This window comes from Streptomyces sparsogenes (genome assembly GCF_001704635.1).
GTDB lineage: Bacteria > Actinomycetota > Actinomycetes > Streptomycetales > Streptomycetaceae > Streptomyces > Streptomyces sparsogenes.
Map to the genome: position 1 here is coordinate 12,325 of NZ_MAXF01000032.1, position 17,645 is coordinate 29,969.

General features: G+C 72.1%; 16 protein-coding genes and 1 tRNA gene. 12 read left to right on the forward strand and 5 right to left on the reverse strand.

Annotated elements, in window-relative coordinates:
* Window positions 1–73: 73 nt before the first annotated feature.
* Together BBH68_RS06890 and BBH68_RS06895 are read left to right on the forward strand one after the other, a co-directional pair.
* The gene (locus BBH68_RS06890) at window positions 74–1,057 is read left to right on the forward strand and encodes an ABC transporter ATP-binding protein (RefSeq protein WP_245737928.1); all 984 of its coding nucleotides are present in this window, start codon (window positions 74–76) and stop codon (window positions 1,055–1,057) included.
* Window positions 1,057–1,782: an ABC transporter permease gene (locus BBH68_RS06895; protein WP_065959771.1), complete on the forward strand. Its 726-nt coding sequence runs from the start codon at window positions 1,057–1,059 to the stop codon at window positions 1,780–1,782. The genes BBH68_RS06890 and BBH68_RS06895 overlap by 1 nt, the downstream gene beginning before the upstream one ends.
* 17 nt (window positions 1,783–1,799) lie before the next feature.
* On the opposite strand, the gene BBH68_RS06900 is transcribed toward BBH68_RS06895, so the two are convergent.
* A complete protein-coding gene (locus BBH68_RS06900) occupies window positions 1,800–3,071 on the reverse strand; it encodes a M6 family metalloprotease domain-containing protein (RefSeq protein ID WP_065959813.1) in 1,272 nt (423 codons plus the stop codon).
* Between the two features lie 312 nt (window positions 3,072–3,383).
* Between BBH68_RS06900 and BBH68_RS06905 the strand changes: the two genes are divergently transcribed.
* On the forward strand, window positions 3,384–5,297 hold the full coding sequence (locus BBH68_RS06905; RefSeq protein WP_104531238.1) for a putative bifunctional diguanylate cyclase/phosphodiesterase: 1,914 nt from the start codon (window positions 3,384–3,386) through the stop codon (window positions 5,295–5,297).
* Between the two features lie 45 nt (window positions 5,298–5,342).
* On the opposite strand, the gene BBH68_RS06910 is transcribed toward BBH68_RS06905, so the two are convergent.
* From BBH68_RS06910 to BBH68_RS06920, 3 genes are all read right to left on the reverse strand, one after another.
* Complete coding sequence (locus BBH68_RS06910) at window positions 5,343–6,422, reverse strand: LLM class flavin-dependent oxidoreductase (protein ID WP_245737932.1); 1,080 nt, start codon at window positions 6,420–6,422, stop codon at window positions 5,343–5,345.
* Between the two features lie 275 nt (window positions 6,423–6,697).
* Window positions 6,698–7,534 (reverse strand): maleate cis-trans isomerase family protein, encoded by an 837-nt coding sequence (locus BBH68_RS06915; RefSeq protein WP_245737929.1) that lies wholly within the window; start codon window positions 7,532–7,534, stop codon window positions 6,698–6,700.
* A gap of 83 nt (window positions 7,535–7,617) precedes the next feature.
* Window positions 7,618–8,655 (reverse strand): aspartate racemase/maleate isomerase family protein, encoded by a 1,038-nt coding sequence (locus BBH68_RS06920; RefSeq protein ID WP_065959774.1) that lies wholly within the window; start codon window positions 8,653–8,655, stop codon window positions 7,618–7,620.
* Between the two features lie 213 nt (window positions 8,656–8,868).
* Here BBH68_RS06920 and BBH68_RS06925 point away from each other — a divergent pair, with 213 nt between their 5' ends.
* Both BBH68_RS06925 and BBH68_RS06930 read left to right on the forward strand, forming a co-directional pair.
* The gene (locus BBH68_RS06925) at window positions 8,869–9,816 is read left to right on the forward strand and encodes a D-2-hydroxyacid dehydrogenase (protein WP_065959776.1); all 948 of its coding nucleotides are present in this window, start codon (window positions 8,869–8,871) and stop codon (window positions 9,814–9,816) included.
* 12 nt (window positions 9,817–9,828) lie between these two features.
* Window positions 9,829–11,307: an amidase gene (locus BBH68_RS06930; RefSeq protein WP_170066541.1), complete on the forward strand. Its 1,479-nt coding sequence runs from the start codon at window positions 9,829–9,831 to the stop codon at window positions 11,305–11,307.
* Window positions 11,308–11,452: 145 nt separating this feature from the next.
* On the opposite strand, the gene BBH68_RS06935 is transcribed toward BBH68_RS06930, so the two are convergent.
* Complete coding sequence (locus BBH68_RS06935) at window positions 11,453–11,953, reverse strand: DUF3830 family protein (protein WP_065959778.1); 501 nt, start codon at window positions 11,951–11,953, stop codon at window positions 11,453–11,455.
* 118 nt (window positions 11,954–12,071) lie between these two features.
* On the opposite strand from BBH68_RS06935, the gene ehuB reads away from it, so the two are divergent.
* The 7 genes from ehuB to BBH68_RS06970 all read left to right on the forward strand — a co-directional run bounded on the left by ehuB (window position 12,072) and on the right by BBH68_RS06970 (window position 17,556).
* Window positions 12,072–12,986, forward strand: coding sequence for an ectoine/hydroxyectoine ABC transporter substrate-binding protein EhuB (gene ehuB / locus BBH68_RS06940; RefSeq protein WP_076972145.1), 915 nt, complete (start codon window positions 12,072–12,074; stop codon window positions 12,984–12,986).
* The gene (gene ehuC, locus BBH68_RS06945) at window positions 12,983–13,735 is read left to right on the forward strand and encodes an ectoine/hydroxyectoine ABC transporter permease subunit EhuC (RefSeq protein ID WP_065959782.1); all 753 of its coding nucleotides are present in this window, start codon (window positions 12,983–12,985) and stop codon (window positions 13,733–13,735) included. The genes ehuB and ehuC overlap by 4 nt, the downstream gene beginning before the upstream one ends.
* Window positions 13,732–14,382 carry an ectoine/hydroxyectoine ABC transporter permease subunit EhuD gene (gene ehuD, locus BBH68_RS06950; RefSeq protein ID WP_065959784.1) on the forward strand — a complete coding sequence of 217 codons (651 nt, stop codon included), beginning with the start codon at window positions 13,732–13,734 and terminating at the stop codon, window positions 14,380–14,382. The genes ehuC and ehuD overlap by 4 nt, the downstream gene beginning before the upstream one ends.
* A 22-nt stretch (window positions 14,383–14,404) precedes the next feature.
* Window positions 14,405–15,175: an ectoine/hydroxyectoine ABC transporter ATP-binding protein EhuA gene (ehuA, locus tag BBH68_RS06955; RefSeq protein WP_065959786.1), complete on the forward strand. Its 771-nt coding sequence runs from the start codon at window positions 14,405–14,407 to the stop codon at window positions 15,173–15,175.
* 292 nt (window positions 15,176–15,467) lie between these two features.
* A complete protein-coding gene (locus tag BBH68_RS06960; RefSeq protein WP_065959788.1) occupies window positions 15,468–16,229 on the forward strand; it encodes an IclR family transcriptional regulator in 762 nt (253 codons plus the stop codon).
* Between the two features lie 82 nt (window positions 16,230–16,311).
* Window positions 16,312–16,385: transfer RNA gene (locus tag BBH68_RS06965), tRNA-Lys, on the forward strand.
* A 121-nt stretch (window positions 16,386–16,506) separates the two neighbouring features.
* Window positions 16,507–17,556, forward strand: coding sequence for an RNA ligase family protein (locus BBH68_RS06970; protein WP_158080406.1), 1,050 nt, complete (start codon window positions 16,507–16,509; stop codon window positions 17,554–17,556).
* The last annotated feature ends 89 nt before the right edge of the window (window positions 17,557–17,645 follow it).

Below are 17,645 nucleotides of genomic sequence, written 5' to 3' on the forward strand. Positions count from 1 at the left end.
TGACATTTGTCCCGTCGGATCGCTGACGGTCGGCTCTGCCGCCGCCGCCCTCACCTTCCGTAGCGTCGCTGTCATGACGAGTGAAGCGACGAGTGACGCGACGGGTGATGCGACGGGTCGTGCGACAAGCAGAGCGACGTCGGCGGCGGACCCGCCCGTGGTGGAGCTGGCCGGTGTCGCGAAGCACTACGGCGCGGTCCGTGCGGTGCGGGGCATCGACCTGACCATCCGGCGCGGCGAGTCGATCGCCCTGCTCGGCCGCAACGGCGCGGGCAAGTCCACCTCGATCGGCATCCTGCTCGGCCTGCTGCCGCCGAGCGAGGGCCGGGTGCGGCTGTTCGGCGGCTCGCCGGAGGCGGCGGTCCGCTCGGGGCGGCTCGGCGCGATGCTCCAGGAGGGCGCGCTGATCACCCGGGTGACGGTCCGTGAGCTGGTGGCCTTCGTGGCCGGCACCTATCCCAGGCCGCTGCCGGTCGCCGAGACGCTGGAGCTGGCGGGGCTGACCGAGCTGGCGGGGCGGCGGGCGGACCGGCTCTCCGGCGGGCAGGCGCAGCGGCTGCGGTTCGCGCTCGCCATGGCGGGCGGGCCAGAGCTGGTGGTGCTGGACGAGCCGACGGCGGCGCTGGACGTGGAGGCCCGCCGGGAGTTCTGGTCGGCGATGCGGTCGTACGCGGCGCGGGGCAACACCGTCCTGTTCTCCACCCACTATCTGGAGGAGGCGGACGAGAACGCCGACCGGATCGTGGTCATCGACAAGGGCCGCAAGGTGGCGGACGGCACGGGCGAGGAGATCAAGCGGGTGGTGGGCGGCAATGTGGTCGCCTTCGACCTGGGCGACCGCTCCTCCGAGGGGCTGGAGCTGCTGCCGGGGGTCACGAGTGTGGAGATCCGGCGCGGCCGGGCGTATCTGCGCAGCGCCGACTCGGACGCGACGGTGCTGGCGCTCGCCGGGCGCGGGGACGTACGGAATCTGGAAGTGCGCGTGTCCCGGCTGGAGGACGCCTTCGTGGCGCTCACCAGGGCCGCGCGCGAGGACCGAGAGGAGGCGGTGGTCTGATGCTGACGTCCATCGCGCTGGAGCTGCGCAGGACGGCGCGGGACACCGCGTTCCTGATCTTCGGGGTCGCCCTGCCGGTCGTGATGTATCTGCTCTTCACCAACATCGGCGGCGGGGACGGCGACGGGACCGGCCACGACACCTCGACGATGATCGGCATGGCGGCGTACGGCGCCCTCGGCGCGGCCCTGGCGAACGGCACGGGCGTGGCCGAGGACCGGGGGCGCGGCTGGCTGCGCCAGCTGCGGATCACCCCGCTCACCCCGCTGCAGGTGGTGGGGGCGCGCGCGGTGACCGGTTCGCTGGTGGTGCTGCCGTCGATCGTGGCGGTGCTGGGCGCCGGGTTCCTGGTCAACGGGGTGCGGATGCCACTGCTGCGGGCGCTCGCGCTGGTGGCGGTGTTGTGGCTGGGCACCCTGCCGTTCACGCTGCTGGGCCTGGGCAACGGCTACCGCCTGTCGGCGCAGAGCACGGGGATGGTCAACACGGCGGCCAGCATGGGCCTGTCCATCATCGGCGGGCTGTGGTTTCCGCTGAGCGCCTTCCCGCACTGGTTCGGGGAGGTCGCCTCGTGGACCCCCACCAACCGCTTCGCGCAGCTGGGCTGGGACGTGGCCGAGGGCGCGCTGCCTGCGGTGGGGGCGGTGGCGGTGCTGGCGGGCTGGTTCGCGGTGTTCGGCGGGTACGCGGCGTCGGCGTACCGGAAGAGCACGCACACGCGGTGAGCTTCCGGGGCCCGTCCTCAGGCCGGGGGCGGTGTGCGGTCGACCTCCACGGCCCAGCCGCCGTCCGCCGTGCGGCCGGTGACGGTCACGCGCACGCGGTCCTTCCGCGCGGACAGGGTCTCGCCGACGCCCAGCGGGGCGTCGGCGAGTTCGGGGTAGACCGACTCGTTCCAGCACGCCCCGGTGCCCGGGTGGCCGTCCAGCACCTCGACCGGGCCGTCGCCCGAGGCGGTGTCGTTGCGCACGCGGTAGACCAGCACGCCCTCGGTGCAGGTGTCGGCGTCGTTGCCGTACGCGCCGCGCGCCTCGATGGCCAGCGCGGTGGTGGGGCCGGTGCGGACCACGAGGAGGCGGGTGCGGCGGTCGGCGGCCGGGCTGCCGCCCTCCATGGGAGCGCCGAGGGGTTCGAGGGTGTGCGGGGTCGCGCCGGCGGCGCGCACGCACTGGATGTGGCGCGGGCGCAGCCAGCCGAGCTTCCACTTGTGCCACCCGAAGGGGTCCGGGGACAGCCCGAACTGGCTGCCCATCAGGTCCCAGTCGCCGACGTAGGTGTCCCAGTCGCCCTCGCCGTCGCCGCCCTTGGGCCGGTGGTAGAGGTCGGGGAGGTCGAAGACATGGCCGGTCTCATGGGCCAGCACGTTCCGGTCCGGCGGGTGGTGCTCGAACACGGTGACGAGCCGGCGCAGCTCGACGCCGTCGGCGCGCAGCGGCTGCTCGAAGTTGACCACCTTTGTCGCGTCGGCGTCCACGCCGGGGGCGTCGGGGTCGGCGACCAGGTAGACGATGTCATAGCGGCCGAAGTCGACCGAGGGGTCGGCGGCGGCGATGGCGTCGCGCAGATACGCGGCGCGGCGCCCGGCGTTCCAGTCGCGCTCTATGGCGTACGAGGTGGAGGCCTCGGGCATGGCGATCCACCGTTTCGCGGCGTGCACCCGCAGCCTGAACTGCCCGTACGAGGCGCGCCGGAAGAAGGCCGTGGTGGCCGGGACGTGGTCGGCGGCCAGCCGGCGGGGGGCGACCTTGGGCGTGGAGTCGGGGAAGGAGAGGAAGAGCATCGCGGCGTGGACGGTGCGGGCGGGGCGGGGGTAGCCGGTGTTCCAGGTGTCCAGGCCCTCGGAGTGGTGGGCTCCGGTGCGTTCGAGGGTGCACGGGCCGCCCGCGCCGACCGCGATCGCGGGGCCCGACACCACGGTGGTCGCCATCATGGCGCTGAGGGAGGTGAGCATCGCCCCGGCGCGGCGCAGCCGGGGCGGGCGGCCCACCCCCTCGGACAGCTGAGGACGCGCCATGTCGACCTCCCGGACATACTCGGACCACCCCACCCACCCTGAGGCGGATGCGTGCCCTCCGCCCTGTTGGATTGGGCCGGTCGAGTGAACCGGTCCGGATTCGGGTACGTAACAGACGGTCACAGTCGGTCGTGAGGGCAGTGGGTCCGTGCAGAGTCGAACAGATACGACCAAACACATGTTCAAGGCACCGATGGTCGCGGTCGCATTGTTGGAACGGTCGGAGCGCGAGCCTCTATGATCGGCACATTTCCAGCGGGGACTCCCTATTCAGGCGGGCATTCACGGCCCGTCCGGCACCCGGTGTGAGACATGCACAAGACGTGTACGACAGACCTGTACGAGACGAGCCCCACGCGGGAGCGAGCGGTGAGCGGATCCCTTGACGGGCAGGGCCGCGCGCCCGGCGCGACGCTGCCGACGATCACGGAACGTGACGGGATGGCCAGTGGTGGGCCGGGCGAAGTGGCGGGCGAAGTGTCGGCCGGGGTGCCGGCCGGGGTGCCGGGCAGCCCGCCCGGCACCGTGCCGAGCGACTACCGGGCCGCGTTCAACGCGGCGCGGCTCGCCATGGCCGTCATCGACCGCGAGGGCACGGTGCTCGACGCCAATCCGGCGCTCGGCTCGCTGCTGGGCGCCGAGCCGGCCGGGCTGATCGCGCGCAGCGCCGCGGACCTCGCGGACCTGAGGGAGGATCCGCGCGCCTGGAGCGAGTACCGCGAAGTGCTGCACGGCCACCGCGAGCGGCTGTGCTGCACCCGGCGGCTGAGACACAGTGACGGCCACTTCCTGTGGGCCGAGATCACCGTCGAGCCGGTGCCGGACAGCTGCGGCATGCTGCTGTCGATGGCCGACATCAGCGACCGGCGCGATCTGCAGGTGCGGCTGCGCCATCTGCAGATGCACGACCCGGTGACCCGGCTGCCCAACCGCAACCTCTTCTTCGAACGGCTGGCCGCCGCCCTGGAGTCCGCCGCGTACGACCAGGGCGGCACCGGGCGGATCGGGCTCTGCTATCTGGACCTCGACGGCTTCAAGGCGATCAACGACACGCTCGGCCACCGCGTCGGCGACCGGCTCCTCGGGGCGGTGGCCCAGCGTCTCACCGAGTGCGCCGCGCCCGGGGGCCATCTGGTGGCGCGGCTCGGCGGCGACGAGTTCGCCCTGCTGGTGCGGGACTCCACCGGCACCGAGCAGCTGTGCGAGCTGGCCAGGTCCGTCCTCGCGGCGCTCCAGCGGCCGTTCGAGGTGGGCGGGCAGCGGCTGTCGGTGTCGGCCAGCATCGGCGTGGTGGAGCGGCCCGCCGCGGGCACCCACACCACCTGGCTGATGCAGGCCGCCGACACCACGCTGTACTGGGCCAAGGAGGACGGCAAGGCGCGCTGGACGCTCTTCGACCCCGAGCGCAACGCCCACCGCATGACCAGGCAGGCGCTGTCCAGCACGCTGCGTCCGGCGGTCGAGCGGGAGGAGTTCGTGCTCGACTACCAGCCGCTGGTCGGGCTGGTGGACGGCGCGGTGAAGGGCGTCGAGGCGCTGGTGCGCTGGGATCACCCGAGATTCGGCAGACTGTCGCCGAATCGGTTCATCTCACTGGCGGAGGAGAACGGCGCGATCGTCCCGCTGGGGCGGTGGGTGCTGCGGACGGCCTGCCGGCAGGCCCGCGCCTGGCAGCTCGCCCACCCCCGCAACCCGCTGATCGTCAGCGTCAATGTGGCGGTCCGCCAGGTCTGGGACTCCGACCTGGTCGCGGACGTGGCCTCGATCCTCGCCGAGACCGGACTGCCGCCGGAGCTGCTCCAGTTGGAGCTGACCGAGTCCGCGGTGATGGGCTCGGCGGGGCGGCCGCTGCAGGCGCTGCTGCGGCTCAGCGAGATGGGCGTGGCCATCGCCATCGACGACTTCGGCACCGGCTACTCCAACCTCGCCTATCTGAGCCGGCTCCCCGTCTCCACGCTCAAGCTGGACGGGTCGTTCGTCCAGGGCTTCCGCGCGGAGGAACACCCCAACCCGGCCGATGAAACGATCGTCCAGGCCCTCGTGGAGCTGGCGCACCGGCTCGGCCTGACGGTGACCGCCGAGTGCGTGGAGAGCGCCGAGCAGGCGGAGCGGCTGGCCCGGATCGGCTGTGACACCGGGCAAGGCTGGTTCTACTCCCGCCCGGTGCCGCCGGACCGCGTCTCCGCCATGATCGGCGGCCACCCGGCGGCGAGCGGCGCCCCGTAGAGCGCGCCCCCGGCGGACGCTCACCGGGGGCTCAACGGGGCAGCGTCAGGCTGTCGCCGTCGGCAGGTCGTAGGCGTCGGCGATCAGCTCGTACGAACGCAGCCTGGCCTCGGGGCCATGGGCGTTGGACGTTATCTTGATCTCGTCCACGCCGGTCCGCTTGATCAGCGCGTCCAGACCCTCCCGCACCTCGTCCGGGGTGCCGTACACCACGTTCGTCAGCCAGCCGCTCACGAAGTCCTCCTCGATCGCGTTGAACCGGTGCGCCTCCGCCTCCTCGGGGGTCGGCACCAGGCCCGGCCGCCCGGTGCGCAGCCGGACCATGGCCAGCGCCCCGGTGAGGACCTGGCGCCGGGCCTCCTTCTCGTCCTCGGCGGCGAACGCCGAGACGCCGATCGAGGCGTACGGCCGGTCGAGGACGGCGGACGGGCGGAAGGACTGGCGGTAGAGGTCGAGCGCGGGGAGGGTGTTGGCGGCCGAGAAGTGGTGGGCGAAGGAGAACGGGAGGCCGAGCGCCCCGGCCAGCCTGGCGCTGAAGCCGCTGGACCCCAGCAGCCACACCGAGGGCCGGTCGGCGGACTGCACCCCGCCGGGCACCGTGCCCTGCACCGGCCCGGGGACGGCGTGGATGCGCGCGTAGCGGTGGCCGTCCGGGAAGTCGTCGTCGAGGAACCGGAGCAGCTCGGCGAGCTGCTGCGGGAAGTCGTCCGCCCCCTCGTTCAGCCGGTCGGTGCGGCGCAGCGCGGCGGCCGTGGCCCCGTCGGTCCCCGGCGCCCGCCCCAGCCCCAGGTCCACCCGCCCGGGGGCCAGCGCCTCCAGGGTCCCGAACTGCTCGGCGATCACCAGCGGGGCGTGGTTGGGCAGCATGACCCCGCCGGAGCCGAGCCGGATGCGCTCGGTGTGCGCCGCCAGGTGGGCCAGGATCACCGCCGGGGAGGAGCTGGCGACGCCGGGCATGGAGTGGTGCTCGGCCACCCAGAACCGGTGGAAGCCCCGCCGCTCGGTGAGCCTGGCGAGCTCGACCGTGGTCCGCAGGGCCTGCGCGGCGGTCAGCCCGCTGCCGACGGTCGCCAGGTCCAGCACCGACAGCGGGATGGGGGCGCTCCCCCTGGGCGCGGCATGCAGGCCGTGGTCCCCCGGCCCGCCCCCGCCGGGCCGGGCACCGCCCCCGTCCTGCCCGGGGTGCCCGCCCCGGTCGGGGCGCCCGGCTTGATCGCCCTGCTCGTCCTGCCGCCGGTTCTGCTCGCCCTGCTGGTCGGCCACGGTGGCCCGCCTCCCTGGTCGCTCCGTCTGCGCGGCCGCGTAGGTCACGCCGCACCGCAGAACGCCAACCGGAGAACGGCTCCGCTTTATTCCCGGGACCGCTTGTTCCCAGGACCTCTTGTTCCCGGGGGCTCCCGTTATTCCCGTGGGGCTGCCGCCGGGCGGAAGAGCGCCCCGAGCCGGTCGGACGGCACCTCCCGGCCGAGCAGCCGCAGCCCCTCCCAGACGGTGACCTGGTTGGCCGTGAGCACCGGCTTGCCCAGGGCCTCCTCCAGGTCGGGTATCCAGGCAGCGGTGTGCAGGGCGGTGTCCGGCAGAAGCACCGCCTGGGCGTCGGGATGGTCGCCCGCGCGCGCCAGGTGCAGCACCTCTTCCCGGCCCCAGGTGCCGACCTCGGCGGCGGTGATGATGCCGCTGCCGCGCATCGCGACGACTTCCGCGCCCGCCGCCTTGAGGAAGGCCCTGAAGTGGTCCGCGACGTCCTCCGGATAGGTCGCGGCAATGGCGACCCGCTCGGCGCCGAGCGCCCGCACCGCGTGGGCGAAGGCGAAGGAGGTGCTGGAGGCGGGCAGCCCCGCCGTCGCCGACAGCTCGCGCACCTGCTCGCCGGCGCCTTCCCAGCCGAAGACGAAGCTGGCGCTGGTGCAGGCCCAGACCACGGCCTGGGCGCCGCGCGCCCTCAGCTCCGCCACACCGGCGGCGAGCCGGGCGGCCGAGCCCATCTCCAGCAGGGCGTCCACCCGATGGGCGTCCTCGCCGATGTCGGTGTGCACCAGGGGGAGCCGGACGCCGGCGCCGAGGATGCCCTCCAGCCGCGGATAGTCGTCCTCGGCGGAATATCCCGGGTAGAGGAAGCCCACCGTGTCGGGGGTGGTGTCCAAGGAGGTGGCCGGGGTGGCCGGCACCTCGCCCGGCGCCGCCCGCACCACCGGCTCCGGCGCCGTCGCCCCGGCCGGCCCCGTCACGTCCACCATCTCTGCCTCCCTCCGGCGGCCCCCGCGAGCGCCGCCCCGTCGCCTGTCACTTCTCATACACCGCGGCCGCCCGATCCGTTCCGTCACACCGCGGGCGGAGCGCCTCCGGAGTCGTCCAGATACGGGGCATCCCCCATCCCGGAGCCGAACGCCGGGTCGAGGCCGTCGGCCGGTTCCCCGTCCGGCCCCTGCGGCGACCCGGCCAGAGCGGCCTCGGGCTCCGGCATGGGCACCTGCTCCGGCATGGGCACCGGCTGCGCGGGGTCGGTCAGCGGGGTGGACGGGATCACCACGGGCTCCACCGGCCCCGCGACCGGATCGCCCGCCGCGAACCCCGCCAGCCCGGCCAGCCCCGCCGGGCCGGCCATCCCCGCCGGGCCGGAGCGCGCCGCCGGGTCCAGGAGGGCCTGGTACGGACCGACCGCGCGCTCGCCGATCGCCCGCAGCGCCGCCCACATCGTCACCTGGTTCGCGGAGAGGACGGGCATCCGCAGCTCGGCCTCCAACTGCGGGATCACGTCGTACGTGGGGAGGTTGGTGCAGCTGATGAAGAGCGCGTCGGCGGCGCCGACCACCGCCTGCCGCGCCATGTCGACCACATCGCGGTAGGGCACCTTCCAGATGTGCCGGGTCAGCCCGAGGTACGCCCGCCCGGTCACGGTGATCCCGGCCTCGCCCAGGTACTCCTCCAGGGAGTCGGTCACCGACTTGGTGTAGGGCGTCACCACGGCGATGCGCCGGGCGCCGATCTCCCGCAGCGCCTCGAGCAGCGCCCCGGACGTGGTGAGCGAGGGGACCTCGCCCGCCTGCGTCATCGCCGCGCACATCGCCCGCTCCCCGGCGACGCCGCCGACGAAGCTGCCCGACGTGCAGGCGTACGCGACCACCTCGGGCGCGACGGCGCACAGGGCGCGCACCGCGTCGTGCAGGGTCTCGTGCTCGCTGACGAGCCGCGCCAGGTCGAGACTCACCTCGACCGGGACGAACGGGGTGCGGGTCAGATGCAGGGAGACCTCATCGGGCACCCAGCGCCACAACTCGCGGTCGAGTGCGAAATCGAATGGTGCTACGACGCCCACACCGCGCTGCGGCTGCGGGCCACCCAGAAAAGAGACGTCCATATCGAGCCCCAATACGAAACGGAGGGCTGGACCATTGGCCAGAGGGAAAGAGCCGGCCTGAATGCCGGGACGTCGGGACAGAGACCCCGGAACGATTCCGTTGTTGACGACGGTAGTTTCCGCTGCCTAGCGTGGTCAATCCTCGCTCTGAGGTGACTTCCCCGACACCCTCAACAGCCAAGCGGACCTACGTTTCGAAACGGTTTCCCGCCTATGTCCGAAAGCACTGTGGTCGTCTTCGGTGACGACCCGCCCGTTCGCCTCGACCGGCTGGCCGGCCGGGCCCGGGTCCTCGTGTGCGACGAGGCCTCCCTGCCCGAACTGCTCCCCGCCGCCGACGTCCTGCTGGTGTGGAATTTCACCTCCGAGGCGGTACGCGCCGCCTGGCCCGGCGACGGCCCCCGCCCGCGCTGGGTCCACGCGGCCAGCGCCGGTGTGGACCGGCTGATGTGCCCCGAACTGATCGCGTCCGACGCGATCCTGACGAACGCCCGGGGCGTCTTCGAGCAGCCCATCGCCGAGTACGTCGCGGGCCTGGTCGCCGCCAAGGCCAAGGACTTCTTCGGAAGTTGGGAGCTCCAGCGGCAGCGCCGCTGGCGCCATCGCGAGACGGTGCGGCTGGCCGGGACTCGCGCGGTCGTCGTCGGCGCGGGCCCGATCGGACGCGCCATCGGCCGCACCCTGGAGGCCCTCGGCATCGCCGTCGACCTGGTGGGGCGTACGGCGCGCGAGGGCGTGCGCGGCGGCGACGAGCTGAACGGGCTGCTCCCGGAGGCCGACTGGGTGATCTGCGCGGCGCCGCTGACCGACGGCACGCGCGGCATGTTCGGGCGGGAGGCCTTCGCCCGGATGAAGTCCACCGCCCTGTTCGTCAACGTGGGGCGCGGGCCGCTGGTCGTACAGGACGACCTGGTCGCGGCCCTGGTCGCGCGGCGGATCGGCGGCGCGGCGCTGGATGTGTTCGAGCACGAGCCGCTGGCCGCCGACGACCCTCTGTGGGACGTGCCGGGGCTGTTCGTCTCGCCCCATATGAGCGGCGACACGGTCGGCTGGCGAGACCGGCTCGCCGAGCAGTTCCAGGACAACTACGACCGCTGGGAAGCGGGCGAACCGCTGCTCAACGTGGTCGACAAGCGCCTGGGGTACGTACCGGTCGATTGAAAGGAGAGGTGGATGACCGACATCCACGATCTGACAGCTGTTCAACTCCTCGAACGGTACGCCTCGGGCGAGCTGTCCCCCGTCGAGGCGACCCGCGCCGCGCTGGAGCGGGTGGAGCAGATCCAGCCAGAGGTCAACGCGTTCAGCCGGGTGGACGCGGAGGCGGCGCTGCGGCAGGCCGAGGAGTCGGCCGGGCGGTGGCGGCGCGGCGAACCCGCCGGCCTGGTCGACGGGGTGCCGGTGTCGGTCAAGGACATCCTGCTCCAGCGCGGCGGCCCCACGCTGCGCGGCTCGCTGACCGTCGCGGCCGACGGCCAGGCGTGGGACGAGGACGCGCCCTCGGTGGCCCGGCTGCGGGAGCACGGCGCGGTGTTCCTCGGGAAGACCACGACCCCGGAGTTCGGCTGGAAGGGCGTCACGGACAGCCCGGTGTACGGGGTGACCGGCAACCCGTACGACCCGCGGCGCACCGCGGGCGGCTCCAGCGGGGGCAGCGCGGCCGCGGTGGCGCTGGGCGCGGGGCCGCTGAGCCTGGGGACGGACGGCGGCGGTTCGGTGCGCATTCCCGCGTCCTTCTGCGGCATCTTCGCGTTGAAACCCACCTATGGAAGGGTTCCGCTGTACCCGGCGAGCGCGTTCGGGACGCTCGCGCATGTGGGGCCGATGACGCGGGACGCGGCCGACGCGGCCCTCATGATGGATGTGATCTCCGGCCCGGACTGGCGCGACTGGTCCCAGCTCGCGCCGCCCGAGGGCGGCTTCCGCGAGGCGGTCACGGCGGACGGGGGCGGGGTGGCCGGGCTGCGGGTCGCCTACAGCCCGGCGCTCGGCGGGACAGCGTCCGTCGACCCGGAGGTGGCGGCGGCGGTGCGGCGGGCGGTGGACCTGCTGGCCGCCTTGGGCGCGTCCGTGGAGGAGATCGACCCGGGCATCGAGGACCCGGTCGAGGCGTTCCACACGCTGTGGTTCAGCGGGGCGGCGCGGGTGGTGCAGCCGCTCGGGCAGGAGAAGTGGGAGCTGCTGGACCCCGGGCTGCGCGAGATCTGCGCCCAGGGCGCCTCGTACAGCGCGCTGGACTATCTGAGCGCCGTCGATGTGCGCATGGCGCTGGGGCACGCCATGGGGCGGTTCCACTCCGCGTACGACCTGCTGGTCACCCCGACCATGCCGATCACCGCCTTCGAGGCGGGTGTGGAGGTGCCCAAGGGGTCGGGCCACACCCGGTGGACCGGCTGGACGCCCTTCACCTACCCCTTCAACATGACCCAGCAGCCCGCGGCGAGCGTGCCCTGCGGGCTGTCCGGCGAGGGGCTGCCGATCGGGGTGCAGCTGGTCGCCGCCCGCCACGCGGACGCGGTGGTGCTGCGGGCGGCGCACGCGCTCTACGAGGCGGGGCTGGCGGACGGCGTCAGGCCGCCCGCGCCGGACGCGACCGGGACGGGGGCGACCGGACCACGGGCAACCGGGACGGGGGCGACGGCGGCCGGCTGAGGGCACCAGGGGCGACGATGACCGGCTGACGGCGCCAGGGGCTACGGCGGCCGGGTGACGAGGGCGGCCCCGTCGGCGGTCCGCTGACGGCGGAGGAGGGGACGGCGGTCGGCCGGGGGCCGACCGCCGTTCACCCGTGCCCGCGCTACGCCCGGCGGAAGTTCAGCGTCTCCCCCAGCGCCCCGGCCCGCCACAGGTCCTGGCAGGCGTCGGCCATCCGGTCGAGCCCGTCGACGACCGAGCCCCAGACGATGCCCGGCACCCATCCGGCGTCGCCGTTGATCAGCAGGTTGTTGCGCTCGTAGAAGAGCGCGAGGTCGACGACCCGCCGCTGCCCCTGGTGCTTGGCCTCCTGCTCATAGCCGTAGGAGGCGGTGCCCAACTGGGTGTCGGTGAAGCTGAAGTAGCACAGGTCACCGGGGATGGGGGTGATGGTCGGGTTCTCCAGGGGCGGCTCCTCGGGGGCGAAGGGGGGCAGCAGCGCGTAGATCTCGTTGCGCGCGTACTTGGCGTGGTAGACGTCACCGCCCAGGGGCAGCGCGTTCCACACCGCGTCACAGGTGATGGGCGCACGGTCGTCGAGGAGTTTCGCCGTGCAGGTCACGCCCCTTTTTGCAAGCGACACCTCGATAAACCGGTCAGCCATGACATTCCTCCCGCTCGGTTCGGGACCTGTTGCCGGGAGCCCCTACCCAGCGCGGCCGACCGCCAAAGGGCCGAAAAAGATCTGCATATATTCCGAGCACTCGGGTAGCTGCGCGCCCATGGCTCCACCACGACGGACACACAAGGACATCAGCGGAAGACGGCTGAACCGCCGCGCGCTTCTGGCGGGCGGGGCGGCCATGGGTCTGCTGGGCGCCACGGGTTGCAGCCGGGTGTCCAGCGCCGACGCCAAGGACGGGGGAAACCTGCTGGAGCGCCTGCGGTCGCAGGGCACGGTGCGCCTGGGCATCGCGGGCGAGATCCCGTTCGGGTACATCGACAAGAACGGCGACTTCACCGGCGAGGCGCCGGAAATCGCGAGGGTGATCTTCAAGCGGCTGGGGGTGGCACGCGTCCAGCCGGTTCCGACCGAGTTCGCCTCGCTGATTCCGGGGCTGCGCTCGCAGCAGTTCGACGTGGTCTCCGCCGGCATGTACATCAACCCGGACCGCTGTCAGCAGGTGATCTTCTCGGATCCCGACTACCGCGTCCGTGACGCGTTCATCGTGCGCAAGGGCAATCCCAAGAACCTCCACAACTACGAGGACATCGTCAAGACGGGGGCCAAGCTCGCCAGCGGCTCCGCGTACGCCCAGATCGGCTACGCGGTCAACGCCGGGGTGAAGGAGCACGACATCATGGTGCTCCCGGACCAGCTCGCCGGGCTGCTCGCGGTCGAGCAGGGCCGCGCGGACGCCTTCGCGGGTACGGCGGTGACGGTGCGCAACGTGGTCCGGCAGAGCGGGGGCCGCCGGGCCGAGATGACCGAGCCGTTCCAGGCGATGCTCGACGGAAAGCCGGACATCGGCGCGGGCGGCTTCGCCTTCCGCCCGGAGGAGACCAGGCTCCGGGACGCCTTCAATGTCGAGCTGCACAAGATGAAGAAGAGCGGCGAACTCCTGCGCATCGTGCGGCCGTTCGGCTTCACCAAGGCCGAAATGACCGATCTGACCGCCAAGGAGCTGTGTCGATGACAGCCGGACTGTGGGAGAAATGGCTCCTTCCGGGGTTCTGGATCACCATCCAGCTCACCCTCTACAGCGCGCTCTTCGCCGCCGTCGTCGCCTTCGGGGTCGGCATCGCCCGTACCTCCAGGCTGTGGATCGTCCGCTTTCTGACGGGCTTCTACGTCGAGGTCTTCCGCGGCACCTCGGCCCTGGTGCTGATGTTCTGGCTGTTCTTCGTGATGCCTCTGGGCTTCGGCTTCCAGCTGGTGCCGATGTGGGCGGCGGTGCTCGCCCTGGGCCTGACCTACGGCGCGTACGGCTCCGAGATCGTGCGCGGCGCGGTCGCCGCGGTGCCGCCCGCGCAGCGTGAGGCGGCGATCGCGCTCAGCTTCACGCCCGCGCAGCGGATGCGGCGGGTGATCCTGCCCCAGGCGATCCCCGAGATGATTCCGCCGTTCAATAACCTTCTGATCGAGCTGCTCAAGGGCACCGCCCTGGTCTCCGCGGTGAGCGTGGCCGACACCACCTTCGCCGCCCAGCTCTCGCGGCTGGCGACCGGGGACAGCCTGGAGATCTACTCGATCATCCTCGTCATGTACTTCGTGCTGGCCTTCGTGCTCACCCGGCTGATGCGGCTGCTCGAGCGGCGCGCCAAGGCGGGCCTCGGGCAGGCGCCCGACAAGCGCGCCAAGGGGCCGGCCCTGACCAGGAAGCCGTCCGGCGCCCGGAAGACCGAGCAGTCCTCCGACCTGATCACCGCGGGAGGTGCCCAGTGAACTGGGACTGGGACGTCGCGAAGGACTTCCTCCCCGAGCTGGGCGACGGGCTGCTGATCACCCTGGAGGCGACCGCCCTGGGCTCGGTGCTGGCCTTCGCCCTGGGGCTGGTGTGGGCGCTGGCCTTCCGCTCGCCGACCCGCTTCGTACGCTGGCCGGTGGCCGCGGTGGTGGAGTTCATCCGCAACACGCCGCTGCTGGTCCAGCTGTTCTTCTTCTACTACGTGCTGCCGACCTGGGACATCAAGTTCTCCGCGCTGACCACCGGCGTGATCGCGCTCGGTCTGCACTACTCGACGTACACCGCCGAGGTGTACCGGGCCGGCATCGACGGCGTGCCCAGGGGGCAGTGGGAGGCGGCCACCGCGCTCAGCCTCTCGCGCGGCCGCACCTGGATCGCGGTGATCCTGCCGCAGGCGATCCGCCGGGTCGTGCCGGCCCTCGGCAACTACGTGATCGCGATGCTCAAGGACTCGCCGATGCTGGCGCTCATCGGGGTCGTCGACATGCTCCAGAAGGCGCGGGCGCACGGCGCCTCGTCCTTCGAGTACATCGAGCCCTACACGATGGTCGGCATCGCCTTCATCCTCATCGCCTATCCGGCATCCCTACTCATGCGAGCCCTGGAGCGTCGCCTTGGCCACTGAAACCCCGCACACCAACCCTGCCGTGGACGGCAGCGAACTGATCCGCTTCGACCGGGTGACCAAGCGCTTCGGCGAGAACACGGTCCTCGACGACCTCGACTTCTCGGTGTCCTCCGGGAAGCATGTGACCCTCATCGGTCCCTCCGGGTCCGGCAAGACCACGATCCTGCGGCTGCTGATGACGCTGATCAAGCCGGACCAGGGCACGATCAAGGTCGACGGCGACTACCTCACCCACGAGGACCGCGGCGGCAAGCTGGTCGAGGCGGGCGAGAAGCACACCCGCGAGGTGCGCAAGAAGATCGGGATGGTCTTCCAGCAGTTCAACCTCTTCCCCAACATGCGGGTGCTGCGGAACATCACCGAGGCCCCGGTGCACGTCCTGGGCCTGAGCAAGGACGAGGCCGAGGAGCGGGCGCGCGAGCTGCTCGACCTGGTCGGGCTCGGCGACAAGTGCGACGCGTACCCGACGCAGCTGTCCGGCGGGCAGCAGCAGCGGGTGGCGATCGCGCGGGCGCTGGCGATGCGGCCGCAGGTGATGCTGCTCGACGAGGTGACCTCGGCGCTCGACCCGGAGCTGGTGGCCGGGGTGCTGGACGTGCTGCGTGACATCGCTCACACCACGGACATCACGATGCTCTGCGTGACCCATGAGATGAGCTTCGCCCGGGACATCTCCGACGAGGTGTTCATGTTCGACTCGGGCCGGGTCATCGAGGCCGGGCCGCCGGAGAAGATCTTCAGCGAGCCGGAGCACGAGCGCACTCGCGAGTTCCTGAGCGCCGTGCTGTAGCGGGCGCCGGAGCGGATGGGGCGGCGGGCCGCGGGGGGAGAGCCGGATAGGGCGGCGGGTCGCGGGGAGACCCTTCACAGGGCATGCCGCTGGCATATGTCAGAGTAGTGCGGCGCTGCTGAGCGGCCCCCCGCCCGCCCGGCAATATGCCCAACCCCCGCTCCGAATCGCCCGCTTGGCGGCTATCGTGGTACGAGGCCGCGCCGCTCGAGGCTGCCGTGGGTGATCCCATGGCCACGACCTGCGGCGACGGCGCCGACGCAAGCGGTCACAACCTGCCAGGGGGGAAACCGTGGCGCTCAAGCCCGAGTCGACCGCGCCGTTCCACTCGGTGCGACACGCCCTCCGGGTCCTCGAAGTCGTCTCCCACCACACCGACGGCGTGACCGACGCCGGCCTCGCCCGCGAGACCGGCCTGCCCCCGGTGCACCTCGCCCAGCTGCTGCGGATGCTGCGCCGCGAGGGCTATGTGGAACAGATCGGGGACGGGGCCTACGTCGGCGGCCCCGCGCTCGCCCTGCTCGGCTCCTCCGGCACCGGCCGCCGTACCGCGGTCGAGCACCAGCTCCAGAAGTCGCTCGCCGCCCTGCGCGACTCGGTCGGCGCGGCGGTCTACCTCAGCCGCTACATAGACGGCGAGGTCCGGATCACCCAGTACGCCGACAGCCCGCGCACCCCCAAGGTCAACGAATGGGTCGACTTCCGCTCCGCGGCCCACGCCATGGCGATCGGCAAGTGCCTGCTCACCCAGCTCGACCACGACGGCCGCCGCGACCACTTCTCCCGCCACAAGACCGTGCGGCTCACCTCCCGCACGACCACCAACGAGAAGGTCCTCTTCCGCAAGCTGGAGGCCCAGCCCGCCACCGTCCCGGTCCTCGACCTCCAGGAATACGCGGTCGGCACGGTCTGCGCCGCCGTCCCCATCACCGCGGGCCGCTCGGTCGGCAGCCTCGCCCTCTCCCTCCCCCTGGAGCACGCCCACCGACTGCGCCAGGCCGCGTCCACCCTGAACCGGGAGGCGGCCCGGGTGCTGCTGTCCCTCACGATCTAGGGGATGCCCTGTGGTCCTCGGGGTCGGGAGCACCTGGTCGGAAGCACCCCTGGGGAGCAGGTAGTATTTACGACGTCAGCAGGCGCCGCTAGCTCAGTTGGTTAGAGCAGCTGACTCTTAATCAGCGGGTCCGGGGTTCGAGTCCCTGGCGGCGCACCTTGGCTCTGACGCCATTGACCTGGGGTTTCTCGGTTCTCCGAGAAACCCTGGTCGCGTTTTCGGCCACGCGATGAATCTCTGTTGCCTCAGGCCTGGCGCACGGCGATTATGCCTGTTCATGTCCGACATCGCGTCTGAAGGCTCTGCGCTCAGGCCGTATCCCAAGATCTCGTCGAGGGGGCGGCTCGGCGTGCCCGGGGTGCGGGGGTGGGTCGCCCTGGAGAAAGTGCACGGAGCGCACTTCGCGGTGGTCTGCGAGGGCACGGGGGTCCGCCCGGCGAAGCGGCGTGAGCTGCTGGGAGATGACGGGCTGGACGGTTTCTTCGGCGTCAGCAGGATCTGGCCGGCGGTGTCGGTGGCGGCGGCTCGGTTCGCCTCGAGGCTGCGGGCCGAGTGGGGTGATGCCGCGGTGGTGACGGTCTACGGTGAACTGGCCGGCGGGCGCTACCCGCACCCGGATGTCCTCGCTGTTCCCGGCGTCGAGCCGGTGCAGACCGGCGTGTGGTACGCGCCGGACCTGCGCTGGCTGCTGTTCGACGCCTCGGTCGAGACCGCGGAAGGCCGCTGCTGGATCTCCGACCGGGCTCTGCGCGCCGCGGCCGCCGCTGCCGGTCTCGTCTGCGTTCCCGCTCTCGGACGGGGCCCGCTGAACACGCTCCAGGACCTGCCCTGCGCCTTTCCCACCAGGGTGCCCGCCCTCTTCGGGCTTCCCGAGCTGGCCGGCAATCTCGCCGAGGGCTATGTCCTCAAGCCGGACGGGGAATGGCGGGAGTCGGGTTCTTCGGGCGCCGGCGGGCGGCCGGTGGCCAAGGTGAAGCAGAAGGCCTTCGCCGAGGACGAGCGCTTCGACGGCTCACGCCCCTATCTGGCACCGCCGCAGGGGGCGGCCGGGGTTCCCGCCTGGCTTCTGGTCCACGCCTCCGTACTCCTGACCCCGGCCCGCGCGGCCGCGGCGGTGAGCAAGCTCGGACCTCACGCTTCCGTGGACGACGTGACGGAAGAGATAGCGCGGGACGTAGCGGAGGAGATCGCCGAAGCGGTGGGGGGGTTGGAGGACTCCCTCCTGCACTGTTTGGGCCAGGCAGTCCGGCCCGGGGCACGCTCCCTGGCGTTGTTCGACGCCGCGGACCGCCAGAGGGTCCAACCCGCGCGAGACGTCACCACGTGATATCGGACAATCACTCACAGGAGTGATCCGCCACGGAACGCGCCTCCGTCGCGCATACATCCGGAAAGACTGGCCTCCTCCAGGAAAGC